Source organism: Paracoccus salipaludis, from assembly GCF_002287065.1.
Classification (GTDB): Bacteria; Pseudomonadota; Alphaproteobacteria; order Rhodobacterales; family Rhodobacteraceae; genus Paracoccus; species Paracoccus salipaludis.
Genome location: NZ_NSJZ01000015.1, coordinates 59,234 through 78,639, shown reverse-complemented (window position 1 = coordinate 78,639; position 19,406 = coordinate 59,234). Strand labels below are relative to the sequence as shown.

Sequence of the window (19,406 nt, the reverse complement as noted above, 5' to 3'; positions counted from 1 at the left end):
GTCCCGAATTTCCAGTCGCCCCGTCGCCGAGGCAGGAACCCTATCTAGCGATCCCGCAGCCCACCGTCAAGAACCTTCTCGACAATCTTCCGCGGCGCCACCCAGGACCCCCCGGTTCCGCCTCCCGGCTTCCCCGTCCCTCCCAGCGTCCCCGCCGTTCGGTGAAGCGGTATCTAGGGGGAACAATCAGACAGGGCAAGCATAAAAAATCACCCAAACCACAAGTTCAATGCAAGTGGTTGAAACCGGTGTATTTTCCACGCCGATTTCGGGACCCGAAACCGCCTTGCCGCAGGGCCTGAGCGCCCCTGCCCCGCATCATGCACGGAATCACAACACCTGAGTGACAGATACAGTTGCAGCCAGGTGACCCGCAGTTCGTGAATCCCACACCAAGCGGCCATCGAACGGCAGCCCGCCTCAGGCTGACCTGTCCTATTTGGCAACTAACCCGAAAGGATGTCCTGCGGTATTCCTCGCCTTGTTAGTGAGTGTGCCACGTGGCGTTTACCAGTGGGTGGGGGTGACCTTTGGTTGCCCCCTTCTGGTTGGTGCCGGATCGTGCTCGCCCCTCCTGCCCTCGGGGCTCTTTCCTGCAAGCATTAGACGCTGACAGCAGGAACGCACGCGCAACCTTCACACACGTGATCCTGGAAGATGCAGGCACCGGCTGATGCAGGACCCCTGCAAGCACGAGAACCAGGCGCACCGACCCGGCTCCGCTCAGGAACAGGGGCCGCGCGCAAGCCGTGAGGTCCGGGACGACCTGACCTGGCCAATCCCTGCCGCTCGACATCAGCTGAAGGGACGCTAGGTGCTCGCCCCACCCATCCCCAAGGACTTGCGGTCTTGAGTCCGGCACTGCATCAGGCTTCGCTGATGCCTTGCAGACTTTCGTCTGAACTGCGGACAGGAGCGCCCCTTGCCAGACTTCCTCTTGCCTGTGCTGACACCCGAGATGTGGCTGCCGCTCGTCAGCAGTCTGCTGACCGGCATGCTGATCGGCCTCGACCGCGAACTGCAGGGCAAGCCCGCAGGGCTTCGAACGCATACCCTCGTGTGCTTCGCCGCGACGCTGCTGACCCTGGCGGCGGCGCACCAGGCACAGTGGGCGGTCAACCTGATCCCGGGCACGCAGGTCGTTTCGGACCCCACCCGGATGGCGCATGGCATCCTGACCGGCATCGGCTTCCTGGGTGCGGGCGTCATCTTCCGCGAAGGCTCGTCGGTCCATGGCCTGACCACCGCCGCCTCTCTCTGGATCGCGGCCGCCCTGGGGGTGGTCTATGGCGTGGGGATGTTCGGCGTGGCGCTGGTGGGCACCGTTGCGACCCTGGTCGTCCTGATCGCCTTGCGGCTTCTTTATGCGGTGCTGCCCCGCAGTTCCGGCCTGCGCCTGACGATCACCGTGAACGAGGGCGCAGGTCTGGATGCGGGCGCAGTCCGCCGCCTCTTGCGGAGCCACGGCCTGCGCGACCAGCCCCTCAGCCAAGCCTTCGACTCGCGCAGCAGGACAATCCAGTTCACGACCTCGACCTACAGCCGCAACACGATCGACTGCGACCGCCTCGCCGAAGCCCTGCGCGCCCATCCGGCGGTCGTAAGCTACACGATGCTTCTGATCGAGGACACGGGCGCGACCGCCATGCCCGAGCGCGACGGGTAGCCGGGCCGCGCGCGCCCGTTTTCTCAGCGCGCGCCCATCACCCCCAGCATCGCGGCAAGGGACCCCAAGGCGGACAGCAGCATGATCACCAGCAGCGGCGTGGCCCCTGCGCCCGGCACCAGAAAATAGCCTGCAAGCGCTGCCAGCGCGGCGCCGCCCGCGACGGCCATCGCGCCACCCAGGCCGCTGGCGGTCCCCGCCAGATCGGGCCGCACGCTCATCATTCCGGCATTGGCGTTGGGCATGACCATGCCGTTGCCCAGCCCCATGAAGGCCACCGGTCCGAAGAACATCAGCGGGTGGTGCCATTGCGCCAGGTCGGCCACCAGCGCCACCCCCAGGGCCGCAACCGTCACCATCGCCCCCCACAGGATCATCCGGTCCATGCCCACATGGATCGACCAGCGGCCCGAGGAGAAGTTGCCCAGCAGATAGCCGATCGAGGGCGCGGCGAACCAGTATCCGACCTCGGCGGGGGTCAGGCGGAACACCGTCTCGCCCACGAAGGGCGCGCCGCCCAGATAGGCGAAGAACGCCCCCGACGCGAGCGTTGCGGCCATCGCATAGCCCCAGAACCGGCCCGAGCGCGCCAGCACCGGATAGGCCTTCACCTGGGCGCGCAGGGACAGACCCCCACGCGCAGTCTCGCCCATGTCCACCCAGGCGACCGCCAGCACCGCCAGCCCAAGCCCGAACATCGCGGTGAAGCTCGCCTTCCAGCCCCAAAGCTGTTCCAGCGCGCCACCCGCGACGGGGGCCATCATCGGGACAACGGCCATGCCCATGGTGACATAGCCGATGCGGCTTGCGGCGGCCGGCCCTGCCACCATGTCGCGCACGACGGCGCGCGACAGCACAAGCCCGGTCGTCACCACCGCCTGGATCATCCGCATGACCAGGAACCAGCCCGCCGTGGGTGCCAGCAGCGTCCCCGCGGTGGCGGCCAGGAAGATCGTCAGCGCGGCCAGCATCACCGGCCGGCGCCCCCAGCGGTCGCTGATCGGCCCGACCAGCAGCTGCACCACCGCCGAGGCCGCCAGATAGGCCGAGACCGACAACTGCATCAGCCCGTATTCGACGCCGAAATGCCGCGCCATCCCCGGCAGGGAGGGCAGAAACACGTTCATCGACAAGGCGGCAATTCCCGCCAGCGCCACCAGCGTCGCCATCCTTGGCGGGGTTCTCGTCACGGCCCTGAAGGACAATCCATGCTCCCAAGGAAGATCGGGGCAACCTCCGCCCCATGTCGCCAGCCGGTTTCACCCGGACAGCGCCGCGAAGACAAGCCTCGGGGATGAAGGAGCGACCGGCCGAAGACAGCAGCGCCGGCCGGGTTCCGGGGACGCGTCCGCTGGCCCCCCTTGGCGCGATGCTGGAGGCCATCCTTCAGCCCTTCGCGGGATCACCTTCTTGCAGCGTCAGGGTCGAGGCGTCATCAACAGTGCCACCCTCCCGCCGTTCGCCCGGATGTTCTATGAACTCTGCACCAACCCGGCGAAGGGTAAAACCTGCTGCCCGACGAGCAGGTTTCCCGGACCGGCCCTGCACCACCATGTGCGAGACAGCGGTCAGGGCTCAGCTTGACGACCCGATTTAGCGGAACTTCACGAGCTGCGGATGCAGCCGACACTCGAGCCAGCTGCGAACGCCCGACTGCAGAGACGCGAGGCGGACCTGGGTCCGGCCGGGCGGAAACGGCTTGAGGGAAGTGGCGACCGTCCCGCCAGCCCGGTTCACCCTGATCACTTCAAGGGCAAAGGGCCACGCTGAGGGACGCCGAATCCTCACGGGTCGTTTTTTAGGCAGATTCGGGCACAACCAGGGATCGTCAGCCATTTGCAGCGCGTTGGAAGCCGGATACCATCAATTTCCGGCGCCCGGTTGGACGCTTGGCAGCGGTGCATCCGCCAGAGGGTGCAGGTGCTGACCATCCACATGGACCCCTCCACGAGGATGCCAGGCAATGTCGGACTTCCCCAATCGACTGGATAACGAGTTGACGGCACTGAACGAAGCGGCGCAGCGGGCGGCGCGCACCGCCTTGTCGCTGAACCATTCACAGGCCGAGTCCCTCAGGATGATCGCAGCCTTCACCGAGCGCCTTGTGAATGACACTGGCCCGCCGCTGCGGGCCCGGCACTGAACCGTGCCTAGAGATCACGTCCGGCAAGCACCGCCTGGAAGCCCCCTGCCCCCACGCGGGTCCTGAAAGGCCACACCGGCGCCGTGCCTGCCACCTCCTTCGGCAGGCACCAACTGCGGCCTGGACCCATGTCAACCTGATCGTCCAGATCCCGATCAAACGTTGACCGGAATCAACCTATGATGGAAAATGGTACCCGAGGTCGGACTCGAACCGACATATCCTTGCGGATGGCGGATTTTGAATCCGCTGCGTCTACCATTCCGCCACTCGGGCACGCGCCTCAGCGATAGACCGGCAGGGCCGCCGACGCAAGCGGCTCAGGCCCCCGCCAGCTTTTCCTGCCGCGCCGCGCGCAGCCGGGCGAAGTCGTCGCCCGCGTGATACGAGGACCGCGTCAGGGGCGTCGCCGAAACCATCAGGAAGCCCTTGCCCCAGGCGGCCTTCTCGTAGCCCGCGAACTCCTCGGGCGTGACGAAGCGGTCCACGCGGTGATGCTTTGGCGTGGGCTGCAGGTACTGCCCGATGGTGATGAAGTCGATGTCGGCGGCGCGCATGTCGTCCATGACCTGCAGCACGCCCTGCCGGTCCTCGCCCAGGCCGACCATGATGCCGGACTTGGTGAACATCGACGGGTCCAGTTCCTTGACCCGCTGCAACAGCCGCAGCGAGGCGAAATAGCGCGCCCCCGGCCGCACGGTCGGGTAAAGCCCCGGCACGGTTTCCAGGTTGTGGTTGAAGACGTCGGGCCGCGCCTCGACCACGATCTCGAGCGCGCCCGGCCGGGCCTTCAGGAAGTCCGGCGTCAGCACCTCGATGGTCGATCCCGGCGAACGATGGCGGATCGCCCGGATCGTTTGTGCGAAATGCTCGGCCCCACCATCGTTCAGGTCGTCACGGTCGACGCTGGTGATGACGACATGCTTCAGGCCAAGCGTGGCCACGGCATGGGCGACCCGGCCGGGCTCGAACACGTCCAGCGCCTCGGGCCTGCCGGTGGCCACGTTGCAGAAGGAACAGCCCCGCGTGCAGATCTCGCCCATGATCATCATGGTGGCGTGGCCCTGGCTCCAGCATTCGCCCACGTTGGGGCAGCCCGCTTCCTCGCAGACGGTGGACAGGCGGTTGGTGCGCAGGATGTCGCGGGTGTTCTTGTAGCCCTGGCTGACCGGCGCCTTGACGCGGATCCAGGCGGGCTTCTTCGGCTGGTCCTGATCGGGACGATGGGCCTTTTCGGGGTGGCGCAGGACCGGCGGCAGGTCGGACATTCGAAAACCTCGAAGGGTCGGAAGCGGCCATGCGGCCCGAACCCCGAGGTAGTCCTTTCCGCCGATTTGATCAACCGGCGCGGCCCGGTGTCGCAGATCGGTTCGCAGCCTTTCAGCCGATCAGCGGCCCGCCCCGGCCATAGCGCTCGCGATAATGCCGTTCCAGCCGCATCAGGGCCAGCCGCAGCACCACCTTTCCCGAGCGCGCGGACCACCCCAGACGCCGCTCGGTCATCTCGATGCCTTCCAGGAAGCAGCAGACCCGCAACACCAGGTCGCCCATGCCGGGGCCAAGCTCGCGCAGCGCCTCGGCGACCCGACGGCGGGCGGCCTCGGACCCGCCCCCTCCGGCGCCGGGAACGAAGCCCGCGTCGATGCCCGCCGTCATGAAGCCGTCCCAGTTCTGCGTGACGCGCACGCCCATCTGCGCCAGTTCGAAATCCTCGCGCAGCCGTTCGCCCGCCGTGACCATGCCGCTGTCCAGAAAGGGCTGGCCGTTCGCGTCCCGGCGGCGCGCGAGGACCAGCAGCGGGCTTTCGGCGATGTTGACGCGCATCCGCCGCATCCCGTCGCCATCCGGATCGTCAAGGATGCGATCCTCCATGATCCGGTGGGCCTGCGCGGCCTGGGGGCCGAGGTCGGGCATCTCGAAGGGCGCGGCCGCCTCGGCCATGCCGCCGGGGGCGTCCACGGGCGCGGCGTTGTCGAAATCGGCGGCAGTCGGCAGACCGGCGGAACGGCCCGTGACCATCGACTTCAGGGCCGCGCGGCCCGCCGCCGTGATCGCATGGCGGGTGATGCGCCCCTGCCCCACCAGCGCCACCCAGCCGCGCAGGGCAAGCGTCTCGGCCACGTGACGATCCAGCACCGCCGTGCGGATGTCGGCGCGGGTGACAATCGCCTTGTCCATCCCCTCGGCCACGGCCAGCACTGCGCCGGGTTCGGCCAGCCGCCGGAGGACGCGGCGCATCTCGGTGCGGTCCTGGTCGGTCATCACGTCGCGGCCCGCCCGTTCCACCGCGCGATCGATCAGCGGATCGTCGCGGCGGTTCTCGAAGCGGCGGATGCGGCGCAGGATGGTCGAGGCGTGGCACCCCGTCTCGCGTGCCAGCGCCCGGATCGACTCGCCCCCTTCGACATGGCGCAGATACAGTTGCGCATCCTCGGGCATGGCGAGGCGAGGCTCTGGCAGGGCAGCGTGGCAGGCAAGCGGCGGCGCGGCGGCCTCGGCGGAAGATCCGGGCAGCACCCCGGCGCTTGCCCGCAGCGGAATGGCGGCAGCGTCGGTGAAATCACCCGTCAGTATCGTCATCTCAACGTTTCCCTTGTCATCCTCAGGCCGGCCCGGCCCTGGGTCCAACCTGTCCGAAAAGACAGGTCGCCTTCATCTGGGTGAGGAATGGCTAAGATTCCCTAAAGATCATTAACCACGGCGGGCGCTGCTGCCCCCGCTGGCGCAACATCGACACAAGGCTGGCAAGACTTGAGGCATCACCCGACGCCCGGAGCCTCAAGATGAGCCTGATGTCCAACATCCTTGCCTTCCCCGTGCAGCCGGTCCTGCCGTCGCTGCGCCGTCCCGCCGCGCTGGTCCGCGCAGCGGTGGCCGGTCAGGCGCAATGGCGGCGCGACCGCGACCTGCGGCGCACTCTGCGCAGCGACAGCGTGCCCGCGCCGGGCCAGGCTCTGGCGCGGCTCAGGGCCGACGAGGACCGGATGAACGCGGCGCGTCAGGAAGGCGCGGCCGATTACGACCTGCACCAGCATGTCATGCTGATGATCGCGATCCTGGCGGAATCGCGGCTGGCCATGGCGCAGGCGCCCGGCCCCCGCCTGCGCGCGATCGGCTGAAAGCCGGGCCGAGGCAGTCTTTTTAGCCAATTGACGCATGGTGCGGGCCGCACTAACGTCGCCGGCAATAAGACCGCCGGTCTGACAGGGATGGACGGGGAACGGGGCGATTGCTCGCGTTCCCCGCTTTGTTTTCCGCCCCTCGCACCGGGGCGCGCCCTTCTACGCAAAGGTGACGGTCGGGCCGCTGACATGGCGCAGGACGCATGGTAACAGGGCAGCCGCGTTCAGCCGAAAGGATCATAAATGGCTCGCACCTCATCCGCCGTCCTGGCTGCCCTGCTTGCGGCGGCGCCGCTTGCCGGCGCCTTCGCGCAGGCGCCCGCCGAACAGACCCCCGCCCCGGTGACGACCCCCGCTCCCGTGACCGCACCCGCGCCCGCGCCCGAAGGCACCACCGCCCCTGACCAGACGGCACCGGCCGCCGAGGCTCCTGCCGCTGCCGACACCGCAGCCCCCGCGCCCGCCGCCAGCGAGGCCCCGGCCGCCCCCGGCACGGCCGCACCCGCCGCGGCGCAGCCCGAGGGCACGCCGGCCGCGCCGGCACAGGATCAGGTCGGCAGCTATCACACCAGATCGACCCACGGGGACTGGCAGCTGCGCTGCCTGCGCACGCAGGACGGCAAGGATCCTTGCGAGCTTTACCAGCTTCTGCGCGACGACCAGCAGACCCCGGTGGCCGAGATCTCGGTCATTCCGTTTTCGGGAGAGCCGGCCGCGATCCTGAATTTTGTGGCGCCGCTTGAAACGAACCTCGAGGCCGGGATGGGCCTGCAGATCGATTCCGGCAAGAACAACCGCTATCCGTTCATGGTCTGCGCGCCGATCGGTTGCGTGTCGCGCATCGGCATGACGCAGGCCGAACTGGACGGCCTCAAGCGCGGAAACAAGGCCACCGTCTCGCTGCTGCCCTTCGGCGGCACGATGGAAAAGAACCTCGTCCAGCTGAATGTGTCCCTGTCGGGCTTCACCGCGGGCTTCGACGAGCTGGTGAAGGTGCTGGAAGCGACGAAGTAAGCCACCTGTCGCAAAGTAAAAAAGAGGCGCCCGGGGGCGCCTCTTTCGATTCAGGGTGCCGGGATCATTCCTCCAGCGACAGCGCCACGAAGCGCGGCTCGCCCTGGCGCCGGATCAGCACCAGCACCGACTGCCGGCCCGCTTCGCGCGCCTCGGTGATGCGGGCGTTCAGGTCGGCCAGGCTCGTGACGGGCTGCTGCCCCGCCTCGACGATCAGGTCGCCCGTCTGAAGCCCCTTGGCCGAAGCGTCGCTGGCGGGATCGACGTCCTGCACGACCAGCCCCGCCGCGCCCTCGGGCACCTGCAGGCGTGCGGCCAGTTCCGGGGTCAGCGGCGCCAGCGTCATCCCCAGCACCTGCCCGGGCGCGCCGGGCTGATCGTTGCCGCCCGGCTGGCCGGTTCCGTCCGCATCCGCCAGCTCGCGCCGGCCAAGCGTGACCTGCAGGGTGACGGGCTTGCCGTCACGCAGCACCATCACGTCCACTGCGTTGCCCACGGGCGCATCGGCCACGCGCCGGACCAGGTCGCGGGTATCCTTGACCGGGCCGCCCGCGAAGGAGGTGATGACATCGCCCGCCTTGATGCCGGCATCGGCCGCCGGACCCGCCGGGACATCCGTCACCATCGCGCCGCCTTCCGTTTCAAGGCCAAGCGATTCGGCGATGTCGGGGCTGACGTCCTGGATCTTGACGCCCAGCCAGCCGCGCCGGGTTTCCCCGAACTCCTGCAACTGCTGCACGACGCCCTTCACGACGTTCGAGGCCATCGAGAAGCCGATCCCGATCGAGCCGCCGCTGGGCGAAAGGATCGCGGTGTTCACGCCGATGACCTCGCCCCGCAGGTTGAACAGCGGCCCACCCGAGTTGCCCCGGTTGATCGCGGCGTCCGTCTGGATGAAGTCGTCATAGGTGCCCGTGAGCGCCCGGCTTTTCGCCGAAACGATGCCCGTGGTGGCCGAGAAGCCCTGCCCCAGCGGGTTGCCCAGCGCCAGCACCCAGTCGCCCACGCGGGCCGCATCGCTGTCGCCGAACTGGACAAAGGGCAGCGGATTTTCCGCCTCGACCTTCAGCACCGCGATGTCGGTCGTGGGATCGGTCCCGACAAGCTTCGCGGGCAGGCGCGCGCCAGAATAGAACTCGATCTCGATCTCGTCCGCGCCCTCGATCACGTGGTTGTTCGTGACGATCAGCCCGTCCGCCGAGACCACGAAGCCCGAGCCGAGCGCGTTCGAGCGCTGCTGCATCTGCTGGCCGCCGGGCCCCCCGAAGGGCGCTTCGGGACCGCCCGGCATGCCGAAGTCGCGGAACAGGTCCGAGAAGGGGCTGCCCTGGGGAAAGCCGGGGAACTGGTTCACGGGACGCGAGACGATCGCCGTCGTGGTGATGTTCACCACTGCCGGGCTGACCTGCTCGACGATATCGGCAAAGGTTTGTGGCATGACCGGATTGCCAGCCGCCACCTGGTCGCCCGCGGGCCGGGCCGCGTCCGCAGCCTTGGGCACCTCGCCGGTCATCGCCTCGCCGGGAACGGTGGTGGTTTCCGGGGTCTGCGCGGGGGCGGCCTGCGCCGGCTGGGCCGGCTGCTGCTGCGCGGGCTCAGGCTGCGTCTGGGCCTGCTGGGCATGTGCCGGAACAAAGGCCAGCGACAGCGCGACGACCGACGCCGTCAGGCCAAGCCGGGGCATGAGCGAGTTGAATTTCATCAATTATCTCCATGACTTGGCCGGCAGACGCAGTCCCCGGCCGGCCCCGGGTCCGTTTCACGCATATGTGTCAGCAGTTGCCCGAAGGCAACGCATCTTTGCGTCATCAAGTCGTGAAAGCCCTTTCGCTCTTGACGGGCCTTCACCGGGCTGCCCTCGGCACATGCGAAAAAGGCGCGACCGCAGGGCCGCGCCTTTCGTCAACTGCCGTGGCTCGGGGTCAGTTCCCCGCGGGCACGGGTTCCACGGGAACGGTGCCGGTGGCGGCGGGCGCCTGCCCTGCCTCGACCGGCGGGTCGGCCAGGACGGCCGCGCCCGTGACCGGGTCCGGGGTCGCAGGCGCCTCGGGCACCGCAGGCGCCGGGGCTGCCGCGCCGGCCTGTCCGGCCTGACCTCCGGCGGCGGGCACGGCGGTCGCGGCCGCGCCGCCGGTGACGCTGCTCTCGCCTCCCACTGCCTCGTCCACCCCGATGACCTCGCTCAGCCCCTCGGCGGCCGCGGCGGTGGCCTCGGCCTGGGCGGCGGCGGCAGCAGCCTGGGCTGCGGCCTCCTCGGCCACCTCGCGGGTCGAGGGGGCCTCGGGCGGCACGGCGGCCACGACCTCGGGGGGCACCGCGGTCGGGTTCACGCCGCTGCTCGTGCCGGTGCCGAGATACGAGAAGAACTCGCCCGTCGGATTGATCACGATCGAGCTGTTGCCCTGCTGCAGCGCCCGCTCATAGGCGGTCATCGAGCGGGTGAAGGCGAAGAACTCGGGGTCGCGGCCGAAGGCTTCGGCGTAGATGGCGTTGCGCTGCGCGTCGGCCTCGCCCCGCACGATCTCGGCCTTGCGGCGGGCGTCCGAGGTCAGTTCCACCACGGTCCGGTCGGCGGTAGCGCGCACGCGCTGCGCAGCCTCGCCGCCACGGGCGATCTCGTCGGCGGCCTCGCGTTCCCGCTCTGCCCGCATCCGCGCATAGGTCGCGGCCAGGTTCTGCTCCGGCAGGTCGGTGCGGGTCAGGCGCACGTCGATGACCTGGATGCCCAGCGCATCCGCCTCGCCCCGCGCCGCGTCGCGGATCTGCGCCATCAGCGCGGTCCGGTCGTCCGACAGCACCGTGGTCGAGGGGACCGCGCCCAGCACGCCGCGAATGGCGTTGGTCATGATCCCGCCCAGGCGCTGCTGGGCGAACTCGATCCCGCCCTCGCCCACGGCGCGGCGGAAGGTCACGGCGTCGGCGATCTGCCAGCGCGCGAAGGCATCCACGACAAGGCGGCGGTCATCCAGCGGCGTGACCTCCATCGGCTCGGTCTGAAGGCCCAGGATGCGCGCGTCATAGCGCACCACCCGGTCGATGACCGGCAGCTTGAAGCCTAGGCCCGGTTCCTCGCGCACGGTCACGACCTCGCCGAAGCGCAGAACCAGCGCCTTTTCGCGCACGTCCACGATATAGACCGAGGCCATCACCAGCACCGCGAGGATGACGACCAGCGGCAGGGCCAGGATTGAAATGGTGCGGCGCATCAGTTGGTCCCCGTCTGCGGAGTCGTCGTGGTCGTCGTGGCGGTCCCGGCGCTTCCGGTCCCGGCGGTCGCGCCGGTGCGCGGCGCGGGGGTGCTGTTCAACTGGTTCAGCGGCAGATAGGGCACGACCCCCTGCCCGGCCTCGCCGTCGATCAGCACCTTGTCCACGTTGCCCAGAACGCGTTCCATCGTTTCCAGATACATCCGGCGGCGCGTCACCTCGGGCGCCTTGACATATTCGTCATAGACCGAGTTGAAGCGCGCGGCCTCGCCCTGAGCGTTGTTCACGGCCTGCGCGCGATAAGCCTCGGCCTGCTCGACCAGGGCCGCGGCCTCCCCGCGGGCGGCGGCCAGCACGCGGTTGGCGTAGGCGTCGGCCTCTTTCTCAAGCCGGTCGCGTTCCTGCTGGGCGGCCTGCACCTCGCGGAAGCTGTCGATCACCTCGGCGGGCGGATCGGCGCGGCCGAGGTTGACGCGCACCACGTTGATCCCCGCCTGATAGCTGTCCAGCGTGGCCTGGATCGCCTGTTCCAGGTCGCGCGCGATCACGCCCCGATCGCGGTTCAGGATCGGCGCAAGCTCGGTCCGCGCCACGATGTCGCGCATGGCGCTTTCGGCCACGGCGCGGATGGTGCCCTCGGGGTCGGCCAGGTTGAACAGGAATTGTTCCGGGTTCGAGACGTTCCAGACAACCTGATAGGTCAGGTCCACGATGTTCTGGTCGCGGGTCAGCATCAGCCCGCTGTCCATCGGGTCGCGGCCCGTGCCGATGTCGATGGTCCGTTCGCGGGTCACGCCCACGATCTGGTAGGTGACGAAGGGCCAGGGGGCAAAGTTCAGGCCGTCGTCACGAACGGCATAGGGACGACCGAACAGCAGCTCGACCGACTTTTCCGAGGTGTCCACCTGGTAGATGCTGGCAAAGGCCCACAGCGCCGCCGCGCCCAGCGCGAAGATGCCCCACTTGCCCCGGTCCATGCGCGGCAACTCGCGCCGAGGGCCGCGCGGCCCGCCCGTGCGGGGGGCGCCGTCACGCCCGCCCATCAGGACGCGCAGGCGGTCCTGGCCCTTGCGCATCAGTTCCTCGATCTCGGGGATCTGCTCGGGGCGCTTGCCGCCGGGCGGCTGCTGCCCGGGCTGGCCCCAGGGGCGCTGGGGCTCGCCTCGTTCGGGTTTCGGCGCCTGCGGGCGTGCCGGCCGTTCGTCGTCCCCGCCGCCGCTGCCGCCGCCCCAGGGTCCCTGTTGTGCCATTCGTGAGCCTTTCGTCCGATTTACTGTCGTAACTAAGAACAATGCCGGTCACGACAAGGGCTTGCGCGAGGCACCTTCGCGTGTTTGCCGCGTCAGTGGATCAAACGGCCGCGCCGCCTGCGCGGCGGACCGGCATCCGCATCGTCACCAGTTCCTCGGCCAGCGTCGGATGGACGGCAATGGCGGCGTCGAACTGTTCCTTGGTGGCGCCCATGCCGATGGCCACGGCGGCAAGCTGGATCATCTCGCCCGCCTCGGGGGCGAAGATGTGGCAGCCCAGCACGCGCCGCGTCACGTCGTCCACGACCAGCTTCATCATCGCCCGCAGGTCCGAGCCCGCGAAAAGCGAGCGCATGGGCCGGAACAGGGCTTCATAGACCTCGATCGGACCCTGCGCGGCCGCGGCTTCCTCGGTCAGGCCGATCGAGGCGAGTTCATGCGGCCGGACATAGACGGCGCTGGCGACCAGATCGTGGCACACGCGACGGGGCTGCGCGCCGAAGACGGTGTCTGCAAAGGCGTGACCCTCGCGGATCGCCACGGGGGTCAGGTTCACCCGGTCGGTGACGTCCCCCACGGCGAAGATCGAGGGCACGGCGGTCTGCGACCATTCGTCCACGACGATCTCGCCCCGGCGGCCCAGCCTCACGCCGGTGTTCTCGAGCCCCAGCCCGCGCGTGTAGGGCGCGCGGCCGGTGGCGAACAGCACGGCATCGTGATGCTCCACCGCGCCATCCTCGTAGGTGACGCGGATGCCTTGGGCGTCGCGGTCCAGCCGTGCGGGGTTGGCGTTCAGCCGCAGGGTGACGCCGACATGTTCCAGCTGGTGGGTGACGAGCGTGCGCCCGCCCTCGTCGAAGCCGCGCAGCAGCTTGTCGCCGCGATAGGCCAGCGTCGTGTCCGCGCCGAGTCCCCTCAGGATCGTGGCGAACTCGCAGGCGATGAAGCCGCCGCCGACCAGAAGGATGCGGCGCGGCATCTCGTCCATGGTGAAGAGATCGTCCGAGATCATGCCCAGCTCCTCGCCGGGGATGCCCGGCAGGGTGGGACGGCCGCCGACCGCGATCAGGATATGCCTTGCGGTGAACTGCCGCCCGTCCGCCAAGGCGACGGTGTGGTGATCGACCAGCGTGGCGCGGCTGTCGTGGACCTCGACCCCCGCCGCGACCAGCCCGCCCCGGTAGATGCCTTCCAGCCGCGACAACTCGGCGTGCAGCTTTTCGCGGAACATGGGCCAGTCGAAGCCGCCCGCCTCGGCCCCGGTCCAGCCGTAGCCGCGCGCCTCCTGGGCGGCGGCAGGGGCTTCCGATGCGAAGACCATCAGCTTCTTGGGCACGCAGCCCCGGATGACGCAGGTGCCGCCCATGCGGCTTTCCTCGGCCAGCGCCACCTTGGCGCCATGCTGGCCGGCCGCGATGCGGGCCGCGCGGACCCCGCCCGAGCCGCCGCCGATGACGAACAGGTCGTAGTCGAAGCTCACGCCGTCACCTCGGGCTTGGTCATCTCGATCACCGAGCCGTCGGGCGCGCCGATCAGCGCCAGGTCGCACATGCCCAGGAACAGCCCGTGTTCGACCACGCCCGGGATCGCGTGCAGCCCCGAAGAGATCGCCTTGCAGTCGGTGATCGCCTCAAGCGACAGATCGAGGATCAGGTTGTCCTCGTCCGTGCGGAAGATGCGCCCGTCGCGCTGGCGCGGCAGGATGGGTCGGTGCGTCAGCCCCAGCGAGTCGAGCAGGCGCCGGATATGGACCACCGTCGTTTCCACGCCGAAGGGGATGACCTCGACCGGCAGGTGGAACGCGCCCAGCGTCTCGACCACCTTGGTGGGATCCGCGATCACCACCATGCGCTCGGACGCGGCCGCCGTGATCTTTTCACGCAGATGCGCCCCGCCGCCGCCCTTGATGAGGTTCAGGTCGGGGTCGATCTCGTCCGCGCCGTCCAGCGTCAGGTCCAGCCAGCCGATCTCGTCCAGTTCCTCGATCCTGATGCCGAGCTGGCCCGCCAGGTCGCAGGTCGCGCGGCTGGTCGCGGCGCAGCGCAGGCGCAGCCCCTCGGCCCTGATCCGCTCGGCCAGCCGGTGGACCATGAAGACGGCAGTCGAGCCGGTGCCCAGGCCAAGCCGCATCCCGTCCTGCACCAGCGCGACCCCGGCACGCGCGGCGGCATCCTTGGCAAGGTCGCTGGGGGAAAGATCGGTCATCGGAAGCTCCTGTCGCTTGGCGCGGTGTTGCCGTCGGATATAGCCGCGATGGGTTCCGGGTGCGAGGGGGCGGAGGTTCCGGGGGTGGCGCTGTCGGACCGGGGGTTTCACACCCCCGGGCCCCCGTGGGATATTTCGGCGAAGAAGATCAGGGGAGAGGACGAACCACCCCGGCTCATGCTGGCCTAACCCGGTCCGCCGCGCTAATCGGCAGGGCATGAGTGCTGAAACCGTTCCCCGACCCGCCCTGCCCCGCCACCGTATCGCCGTGCTGATCACCGCCGCAGGCCGTGGCACGCGGATGGGCAGCGAGGTGCCCAAGCAGTGGCTTGCGTTGGGGGACCGCAGCGTGCTGGCGCGCAGCATCGCGGCCTTCGCGGGCTTCGACCGGATCGTCGTCACCGTCCACCCCGACGACATGGACCACACCATCGGGGAACTCGGCGGGCGCGTCACGCTGGTCGCGGGCGGCGCCACGCGGTCCGACAGCGTGCGCGCGGGGCTGGAAGTGCTGGAGGGGTCGGGCATCACCCATGTGCTGATCCACGACGGCGCACGGCCGCTGGTCTCGCCCGCCACCATCGGTGCGGTGGTGGAGGCCCTGGCCGAGGGGGCCGAGGCGGCCGCGCCGGGGATCGCCGTCACGGACGCGCTGTGGCGGGGGGCGGACGGCGTCGTGACCGGCTTTGCGGACCGTGCAGGGCTTTACCGGGCGCAGACGCCGCAGGGCTTTGCGCTGCCCGTGATCCTTGCCGCGCACCGGGCCGCCCCCGAGGCCGCGCCCGACGACGTGGAGCTGGTGCAACGGCAGGGGCTTGCCGTCCGCATCGTTCCGGGGGACGAAGACAACCTCAAGATCACGTGGCCGGGCGACCTCGAACGGGCCGGGCGGATATTGCGGATGCGGGGAACGAACATGGATGTGCGGCTTGGCAACGGCTATGACGTCCACGCCTTCGGGCCGGGCGACCACGTCTGGCTGTGCGGCGTGCAGGTGGCGCATGACAAGGGCCTCGTCGGCCATTCGGACGCCGACGTGGGGATGCACGCGCTGACCGACGCGATCTATGGCGCGCTGGCGCAGGGCGACATCGGGCGGCACTTCCCGCCCTCGGACCCGCAGTGGAAGGGCGCCGCCAGCGAGATCTTCCTGCGCCACGCCGCCGAGCTTGCGCGGTCAATGGGCTATCGCCTCGGCAACGCCGACGTGACGCTGGTCTGCGAGCGGCCGAAGATCGGCCCTCATGCCGGTGCCATGCAGGCGCGGCTGGCCGCGATCATGGGGGTCGAACCCGATCGCGTCAGCGTCAAGGCCACCACCTCGGAACGCCTGGGCTTCACCGGGCGCGAGGAAGGCGTCGCCTCGATCGCCACCGCAACGCTGATCCGCGAGGCATGATGGAACGGGCAATCGCAACCGGCTTCGGCCTCGGGCACCTGCGGCCCGCCCCCGGCACCTGGGCCTCGGCGGCGACGGTCGCGCTGGGCTATGTCCTGCACCGGCTGGGGCACTTTCCGCTGGTCGCCATGGCCACCCTGCTGGTCATCGCGCTGGGCTTCTGGGCCGTGGCCCGCGCCACCGCCGGGCGCGCCGACAAGGACGAAAGCGCCATCGTCATCGACGAGGTCGCGGGCCAGATGATCGCGCTGTGCGCCACGTCGGGCGGCTTCTGGTTCGCGGGGATGCCCGCCAGCGTCTTTCCCTGGCCGGCTTGGGTCGTGCCTTTCCTGCTGTTCCGCCTGTTCGACATCTGGAAGCCCTGGATCATCGGCCGGGCCGACCGGCGCAGCGACGCGGCGGGCGTGATGCTGGACGACATCTGGGCGGGGATCTTCGCCGCCGTGGCCTCGATCCTGGCCGCCGGACTTTCGCACGGAGTGATGTGATGGACGACAAACCCGCAGAGGACCTGAAGGCCCTGGCCGAGGGCGCCCTGAAGGCGGCAACCGACAAGGGCGTGATGCTGGCGACCGCCGAGAGCTGCACCGGCGGCATGATCTCGGCGACGCTCAGCGACATCCCCGGCTGCTCGGGCGCGCTGGACAGGGGCTTCATCACCTATTCCAACCAGGCCAAGACCGAGATGCTGGGCGTCAGCCCCGAGACGATAGAGGCCCATGGTGCCGTCAGCCCCGAGGTCGCGGCCGAGATGGCGGCGGGCGCCCGCGACCGGGCCAAGGTGGGCCTTGCCGTCTCGGTGACGGGCGTCGCGGGGCCGGGCGGGACCGAGAACAAGCCCGAGGGCCGCGTCTGCTTCGGCATCGCGGACGAGCATGGCACCCGGACGGAAACGGTGGACTTCGGCCCGCTGGGCCGCGACGGCGTGCGCCGGGCCACCACGGCCCATGCGCTGAGGATGATGATCGAGGCGCTGGGTTAAAGCGCGCGCAGAAGGGCCGCGACCTCGTCTTCGGTCGTGGCCCAGCTTGTCACCAGCCGGATCGTCCCTTGCGCCCCGTCGTCACCCGCCGTGGGCCAGTCGGCGGCGCGCAGGCCTGCAGCCCGCAGGCGCGTGACCAGGTCGCGCGGCAGGCGGATGAAGATCTCGTTGGCCTCGACCGGGACCGTCGGCTGGAACCCCGCCCCGCGCAGGCCCGCCGCAAGCTCGGCCGCCGCGGCGTTGGCGTCACGGGCGAGGGTCAGCCACAGGTCGCCCTCCAGCCAGGCCAGCATCTGCGCGGCAAGGAAGCGGTGCTTGGACCACAGGTGCCCCGCCCGCATCCGGCGGAAGGAAAAGTCGCGGGCGTGGTCGGGGTCGAAGAAGACCACCGCCTCGAGCGCGAGGCAGCCGTTCTTGGTCCCCCCGAGCGAGATCGCGTCGACCCCCGCGCGCCAGGTCAGGTCGGCAGCCGAGACCCCCGTCGCCGCCACCGCGTTGGAAAAGCGCGCCCCGTCCATGTGGACCGTCATCCCCGCGTCCCGCGCGACCGCCGCCAGTGCCGCGACGCCTGCCGCGTCATGGACGGTGCCCCATTCGGTCGCGTTGGTGATCGACAGGACGGCGTTCCTGCCGTCGTGCTCGTCCTCCTGAGGGTAATCCGCGATGCGGGCCGCCAGAGTCGCGGGTGTCATCCGCCCCGCCTCGCCCTCGACCAGAGCCAGCTGCGCGCCGCCCGCCATCCAGGCGGGGGCACCGGATTCCGAGGTCTCGATATGGGCCGTCCTGTGACAGAAGATCCGGCCCCAGGGCGGGCACATCTGCGCCAGCGCCAGCGCATTCGCGCCCGTGCCGGTGCCCAGCAGGAAGACGGCCGCCTCGGGGGCATCCAGCATCTCGCGCACGGCGTCGCAGGCGCGGCGGGTCAGGTCGTCGCGGCCATAGGACGGGGCCGCGCCCTCGTTCGCGTCGACCAGCGCCTGCATGACCCGCGGGTGGACGCCGGATGAATTGTCCGAGCCGAAATTCATGAAAGATCCTCGATGACGTAGCGGTCCCAATCCTCCTCGGGCACGTCCGCCTCGCTGACCGTGCGGCCGCGCACGGAAACGCCCGCGCGATGGACCGCCTCGGGGTCGCCCGAGATCAGGTGGTGCCAGGGGTAAAGCGGCTTGCCCTCGGCCCGCAGGCGATAGGCGCAGGTCGCGGGCAGCCACCACGAGATCTCGGCCAGCTTGTCGGGCGTCAGCACCACGCAGTCTGGGACGAAGTCATGGCGGTTGGGATAGGACGAACAAAGGCAGCTTTCGCCGTCCAGCAGCTTGCAGGCGACGCAGGTGAAATCCAGGCTGCCGTCATCCTCGTATTCGATCTTGTTCAGGCAGCACTTGCCGCAGCCGTCGCAGAGCGACTCCCACTCGGCGGGCTCGAGTTCGTCCAGCGGCAGTTCCCAGAAACGCTCGCGCATCAGGCGGCCGCGAGGATGCGGCGCGCCTGATCCTCGTCCTTGCGCATCTGGGCGATCAGCGCGTCCAGCCCGTCGAACTTCGCCTCGGGGCGCAGGTAATCGACCAGCGCGACCGAGATGTGGCGGCCATAGAGATCGCCCGAGAAGTCGAACACAAAGGTTTCCAGATTGGGGGCGTTTTCGCCGAACATGGGCCGGACGCCCAGCGAGGCGACCCCTGCATAGTTGCCCTTGTCCGGCCCTTCCAGAACGTCCACCAGCACCGCATAAACGCCCAGCCTCGGCAGGTGCAGCCCTTCCAGCGCGAGGTTCGCGGTCGGATAACCCAGCTGACGCCCGCGCTTCTCGCCGTGGATCACCTCGCCCTCGATGCGGTGCCAGTGGCCAAGCATCCGCTCGGCATCGCGGGGGCGGCCGTCGGCCAGCGCCTCGCGGATGGCGGTCGAACTGGTGGCGCCCGCATCGGTTTCCAGCAGCGGCACGGCGGTCACGCCGAAGCCGAGGCGGGCGCCTGCCTCGACCAGCGTGCGGATGTCGCCCGCCCGGCCGCGGCCATAGCGGAAGTCCTCGCCCACGGAGACATGGGCGACGCCCAGGCCCTCGGCCAGCACCTCGCGGGCGAAGTCCTCGGGCGTCAGCCCGGCCAGGGTGGGCCCGAAGGGCAGTTCGTAAAGCTGGCTGACGCCATGGCGGGCCAGCCGGTTGGCGCGGGCCTCGGCATTCATCAGGCGGAAGGGCGGCTCGGTCCGCCCGGCGAGGCGGGCGAAGTATTCACGCGGGTGAGGCTCGAAGGTGACGATGCCCAGGGCCGCGCCGGGTTGCGCGACGCGGGCCGCGTCGATCACGGCGCGGTGGCCGCGGTGAACGCCGTCGAAATTGCCCATGGCCACGGTCGCACCCCGGGCGGCGGCCGGAAGGCCGCGCCAGTCGCGGTGGATGTGCATCGGCGGATTC

Annotated in this window: 17 protein-coding genes, 1 tRNA gene and 1 pseudogene; 7 read left to right on the top strand and 12 right to left on the bottom strand. The window is 69.6% G+C overall.

The features are described 5' to 3' along the window. Positions 1 to 958: 958 nt before the first annotated feature. Entirely contained in the window at positions 959 to 1,666 is a 708-nt protein-coding gene (locus CK240_RS14235; protein WP_095641005.1) for an MgtC/SapB family protein, read from the top strand. A gap of 23 nt (positions 1,667 to 1,689) precedes the next feature. On the opposite strand, the gene CK240_RS14230 is transcribed toward CK240_RS14235, so the two are convergent. After that, positions 1,690 to 2,835 (bottom strand): multidrug effflux MFS transporter, encoded by a 1,146-nt coding sequence (locus CK240_RS14230; protein ID WP_095640998.1) that lies wholly within the window; start codon positions 2,833 to 2,835, stop codon positions 1,690 to 1,692. Positions 2,836 to 3,629: 794 nt separating this feature from the next. On the opposite strand from CK240_RS14230, the gene CK240_RS14225 reads away from it, so the two are divergent. Beyond that, complete coding sequence (locus CK240_RS14225; protein WP_095640997.1) at positions 3,630 to 3,809, top strand: hypothetical protein; 180 nt, start codon at positions 3,630 to 3,632, stop codon at positions 3,807 to 3,809. A 190-nt stretch (positions 3,810 to 3,999) separates the two neighbouring features. Here the strand turns inward: CK240_RS14225 and CK240_RS14220 are convergent. The 3 genes from CK240_RS14220 to CK240_RS14210 form a co-directional block, all read right to left on the bottom strand. Beyond that, positions 4,000 to 4,085 (bottom strand) — tRNA-Leu (locus CK240_RS14220). Positions 4,086 to 4,129: 44 nt separating this feature from the next. After that, positions 4,130 to 5,077, bottom strand: coding sequence for a lipoyl synthase (gene lipA, locus CK240_RS14215; RefSeq protein WP_095640996.1), 948 nt, complete (start codon positions 5,075 to 5,077; stop codon positions 4,130 to 4,132). 112 nt (positions 5,078 to 5,189) lie between these two features. Next, positions 5,190 to 6,389 carry a DUF6456 domain-containing protein gene (locus tag CK240_RS14210; RefSeq protein ID WP_420818630.1) on the bottom strand — a complete coding sequence of 400 codons (1,200 nt, stop codon included), beginning with the start codon at positions 6,387 to 6,389 and terminating at the stop codon, positions 5,190 to 5,192. A 203-nt stretch (positions 6,390 to 6,592) separates the two neighbouring features. Between CK240_RS14210 and CK240_RS14205 the strand changes: the two genes are divergently transcribed. Then, positions 6,593 to 6,928 carry a DUF6477 family protein gene (locus tag CK240_RS14205; protein WP_095640995.1) on the top strand — a complete coding sequence of 112 codons (336 nt, stop codon included), beginning with the start codon at positions 6,593 to 6,595 and terminating at the stop codon, positions 6,926 to 6,928. Positions 6,929 to 7,174: 246 nt separating this feature from the next. Beyond that, on the top strand, positions 7,175 to 7,945 hold the full coding sequence (locus CK240_RS14200) for an invasion associated locus B family protein (protein WP_095640994.1): 771 nt from the start codon (positions 7,175 to 7,177) through the stop codon (positions 7,943 to 7,945). 64 nt (positions 7,946 to 8,009) lie between these two features. Here the strand turns inward: CK240_RS14200 and CK240_RS14195 are convergent, their stop codons facing one another. The 5 genes and pseudogenes from CK240_RS14195 to rpiA all read right to left on the bottom strand — a co-directional run bounded on the left by CK240_RS14195 (position 8,010) and on the right by rpiA (position 14,606). Beyond that, positions 8,010 to 9,383, bottom strand: a complete 1,374-nt coding sequence (locus CK240_RS14195; RefSeq protein WP_240517442.1) for a DegQ family serine endoprotease — start codon at positions 9,381 to 9,383, stop codon at positions 8,010 to 8,012. 757 nt (positions 9,384 to 10,140) lie between these two features. Next, positions 10,141 to 11,151: pseudogene (hflC, locus tag CK240_RS14190) on the bottom strand (protease modulator HflC); the annotation flags it as partial. Continuing rightward, positions 11,151 to 12,401, bottom strand: coding sequence for an FtsH protease activity modulator HflK (gene hflK, locus CK240_RS14185; RefSeq protein WP_095640993.1), 1,251 nt, complete (start codon positions 12,399 to 12,401; stop codon positions 11,151 to 11,153). The gene hflK and the pseudogene hflC, both read right to left, overlap by 1 nt. A gap of 100 nt (positions 12,402 to 12,501) precedes the next feature. Next, a complete protein-coding gene (gene gorA, locus CK240_RS14180; protein WP_095640992.1) occupies positions 12,502 to 13,881 on the bottom strand; it encodes a glutathione-disulfide reductase in 1,380 nt (459 codons plus the stop codon). Further along, the gene (gene rpiA / locus CK240_RS14175) at positions 13,878 to 14,606 is read right to left on the bottom strand and encodes a ribose-5-phosphate isomerase RpiA (RefSeq protein WP_095640991.1); all 729 of its coding nucleotides are present in this window, start codon (positions 14,604 to 14,606) and stop codon (positions 13,878 to 13,880) included. Before rpiA ends, gorA begins: the two co-directional genes overlap by 4 nt. A 217-nt stretch (positions 14,607 to 14,823) precedes the next feature. On the opposite strand from rpiA, the gene CK240_RS14170 reads away from it, so the two are divergent. The 3 genes from CK240_RS14170 to CK240_RS14160 are packed head-to-tail and all read left to right on the top strand — an operon-like array spanning position 14,824 to position 16,987. Then, complete coding sequence (locus tag CK240_RS14170; protein WP_095640990.1) at positions 14,824 to 16,005, top strand: bifunctional 2-C-methyl-D-erythritol 4-phosphate cytidylyltransferase/2-C-methyl-D-erythritol 2,4-cyclodiphosphate synthase; 1,182 nt, start codon at positions 14,824 to 14,826, stop codon at positions 16,003 to 16,005. Next, positions 16,005 to 16,493 carry a phosphatidylglycerophosphatase A family protein gene (locus CK240_RS14165; protein ID WP_095640989.1) on the top strand — a complete coding sequence of 163 codons (489 nt, stop codon included), beginning with the start codon at positions 16,005 to 16,007 and terminating at the stop codon, positions 16,491 to 16,493. The genes CK240_RS14170 and CK240_RS14165 overlap by 1 nt, the downstream gene beginning before the upstream one ends. After that, positions 16,493 to 16,987 carry a CinA family protein gene (locus CK240_RS14160; protein WP_095640988.1) on the top strand — a complete coding sequence of 165 codons (495 nt, stop codon included), beginning with the start codon at positions 16,493 to 16,495 and terminating at the stop codon, positions 16,985 to 16,987. The genes CK240_RS14165 and CK240_RS14160 overlap by 1 nt, the downstream gene beginning before the upstream one ends. Here the strand turns inward: CK240_RS14160 and CK240_RS14155 are convergent. From CK240_RS14155 to CK240_RS14145, 3 genes are read right to left on the bottom strand one after another with little or no spacing between them, the layout of a single operon-like run. Next, positions 16,984 to 18,015, bottom strand: a complete 1,032-nt coding sequence (locus tag CK240_RS14155) for a threonine aldolase family protein (protein ID WP_095640987.1) — start codon at positions 18,013 to 18,015, stop codon at positions 16,984 to 16,986. The two genes, CK240_RS14160 and CK240_RS14155, sit on opposite strands and share 4 nt — an antisense overlap. Then, entirely contained in the window at positions 18,012 to 18,452 is a 441-nt protein-coding gene (locus CK240_RS14150; RefSeq protein ID WP_095640986.1) for a YcgN family cysteine cluster protein, read from the bottom strand. The genes CK240_RS14155 and CK240_RS14150 overlap by 4 nt, the downstream gene beginning before the upstream one ends. Beyond that, entirely contained in the window at positions 18,452 to 19,396 is a 945-nt protein-coding gene (locus CK240_RS14145) for a bifunctional riboflavin kinase/FAD synthetase (RefSeq protein WP_095640985.1), read from the bottom strand. The genes CK240_RS14150 and CK240_RS14145 overlap by 1 nt, the downstream gene beginning before the upstream one ends. Between the last annotated feature and the right edge of the window lie 10 nt (positions 19,397 to 19,406).